This window comes from Arthrobacter sp. 10N418 (assembly GCF_056394725.1).
The window spans coordinates 1-2385 of sequence record NZ_JBFTIK010000058.1; the positions used below are offsets into that span (position 1 = coordinate 1).

3 protein-coding genes are annotated in these 2385 nt (G+C 63.1%); all 3 read right to left on the bottom strand.

Features of this window, described 5'->3' with window-relative positions; translation table 11 throughout:
- Nucleotides 1-2: 2 nt before the first annotated feature.
- Complete coding sequence (locus AC1DCZ_RS19265; RefSeq protein ID WP_476975998.1) at nucleotides 3-260, bottom strand: aromatic-ring hydroxylase C-terminal domain-containing protein; 258 nt, start codon at nucleotides 258-260, stop codon at nucleotides 3-5.
- A gap of 26 nt (nucleotides 261-286) precedes the next feature.
- Nucleotides 287-436 carry a hypothetical protein gene (locus AC1DCZ_RS19270; protein WP_350005786.1) on the bottom strand — a complete coding sequence of 50 codons (150 nt, stop codon included), beginning with the start codon at nucleotides 434-436 and terminating at the stop codon, nucleotides 287-289.
- A 393-nt stretch (nucleotides 437-829) separates the two neighbouring features.
- Nucleotides 830-2383 carry a 4-hydroxyphenylacetate 3-hydroxylase family protein gene (locus AC1DCZ_RS19275; RefSeq protein WP_476975999.1) on the bottom strand — a complete coding sequence of 518 codons (1554 nt, stop codon included), beginning with the start codon at nucleotides 2381-2383 and terminating at the stop codon, nucleotides 830-832.
- Between the last annotated feature and the right edge of the window lie 2 nt (nucleotides 2384-2385).

A 2385-nucleotide genomic window follows, 5' to 3' on the forward strand; every position in this document is an offset into this window, starting at 1 on the left:
GCTCAAAAGACAGGTTCATGGTCAATTCTCCTGTAAAGGGCGCCTTCAGGATCACCCGGCAAGCGGTCCGTGGGCCAGCCGACGTGTTTGTCAGGGCGGACCAGTACGGGGCCGTTTTCGGCCACGCCGCGCAGTTTCGCCCAGTCGCAGTATAGGTCCGTGACGTCCTGGCCCGGGCCGATGACGGAGCCGAGGGTGACGCCGAGCCGGTCGCTGACTTTCTGCGCGGCGGCTGACCAATCCGGAAACCCATCAGCCACGGGCTGCGCCGATGAATTCTGCCCGGTCAGTCCACGGGGTCCACTTCGTGCCAGCCCACCCAGGCGGACGAGGTCAATGTGACGGTGGGGGCCGCCAGCTCGGCCTCCCACAGTGCCAGGTCCTGCCTGCGGGTGACGTGGAACAGCAGTCCCAGGTGATGCGCCAGAAAAATCATGGGGTCTTTCCCTTCCAAGCGGATTTCAGCAGCGGTTCCAGGTCCGCAGCGACGGTGCTGCGGGATTCGACGGCGGCACGTGGGGCGTTATGAGATACACGGCTTCGGGTATTTGCTCTTCGCGGAATCCGAGGCCGGCCGGTGTTTTTCTGCGTCTTACCCGAGGACTCCTCCGTGATTCCCCAGACGTTGGTGGTTTCTGAACCGGCGTAACCGGTGGGTACCGCGACGATGGGAAGTCCGGTGGTCCCGGCGATCGCTTTTTGCCAGGGCGACGGCGGAACCCCCGCCCACAGCGACCAGGAGGTCGGTGTGGGCGGATCGCGCTACTGACGAGCCGGTTGCAGGTACGGCACGGAATGCCGTGCCGTACCTGCAACCTTTTCCCGTCGGCTAGTGTCGTTTCAAGAACAGGCTGACGTCGTCGTTGCTGATGAGGTCCGGCACGGTCCAGCCGTCGAGGTCGTACTCGGCCAGGCACTGGTCCGCGAAGCCCTTCATGTAGTCCGTGGTCCCCTGGGCCTGGGCTGCGAAGAGGATCTCGGCTTTCACGTTCTCGTGGTTGCCGGAGTAGTTCCGTTCGTAGAGTTCGTGGCGGCCGCCGAATTCGGTGCCGATGGAGTCCCAGAGGAGTTTCATGAGCTTGACCCGGTCCACGGCCTCGACGCCGTCGGAGCCGCGGACGTACTTGTCGAGGTACGGGCGGATCTCGGGGGTTTTGAAGTCCAGCGCGGAGGAGTTCAGGTAGATCAGGCCGGACGCGACGTCCTGTTCGATGATTTCCTTGATCCGCGGGTAGCCGATGGACATGAACATCCGGTAGGACAGGCCGTAGTCCAGCTTGGGCAGCACGGTGCCGTTCGGGCCCTGGTCCGGGTTCAGTGTCATGCCGTCGATCAGGGCGTAGAACATGTTGCGCCAGCCCAGCACCTCGCCGACGCGTGTCTGGACGCCGCGGAAGTCCTGCGTGCCGGCGACTTCCAGGGCCTTCATCAGTAGTCCGGCGATGAAGTCCAGCTTGGTGGCGAGGCGGATCACGCCCTGGAAGGTGAAACGGTTGATGAAGCCGGTCTGCGGGAAGAAGTTATTGATCTTCTCCACGTCGCCGTAGGCGAAGACGTTCTCCCACGGGATCAGGACTTTGTCGAAAACAAAGACGGAGTCGTTCTCGTCCATCCGGCTCGAGAGCGGGTAATCGAACGGGGTACCCATCACGGCAGCCTGGTGGCTGTACGAGGCACGGCTGATGAGCTTCACGCCGGGGGCATCCATGGGGACCGTGCAGATCAGCGCGAATTCCTTGCGCTTGATCGGCAGTCCGTAGTGGGCGATGAAGTTGTAATTGGTGATCGCCGATCCGGTCGCGACGACCTTGGCGCCGGAGACGATCAGCCCTGAGTCGGTTTCTTTCTCGACCTTCATGAAGACATCGCCGACCTGGTCCGGCGGGAGGTGGCGGTCCACCGGCGGGTTGATGATCGCGTGGTTCCAGTACAGGACCTTTTCCTGTGACTCCTTGTACCAGCGCTTGGCGTTCTCCTGGAAGGGCTCGTAGAAGTCCGGCATGCCGCCGAGGGTGCCCAGAAACGCCGCCTTATAGTCGGGCGAGCGGCCCAGCCAGCCGTAGCTCATCCGCGCCCAGGTCTCGATCGCGACGCGGTCCTTCTTAAGGTCCTCGACGCTGTGCGGTGTGCGGAAGAAGGACATGGTCTTGCCGCCGGACCCGGTGTCGGTAGGGACCATGAGCTTGTCCTGCAGCTCGGGCTTGTGCATCGCGTCGTACAACCGGGCCGCCATACGGATCGAGTTCCGAAAGGCGGGGTGGGTGGTGACGTCCTTGACCCGTTCCCCGTAGATCCAGACCTCACGGTCGTCTTTGAGCGAGTTGATGTACTCGTCCCCCGTCATCGGCATCTTCGGGTTCGCCGGCGTAGTCCGCTCACCCATCG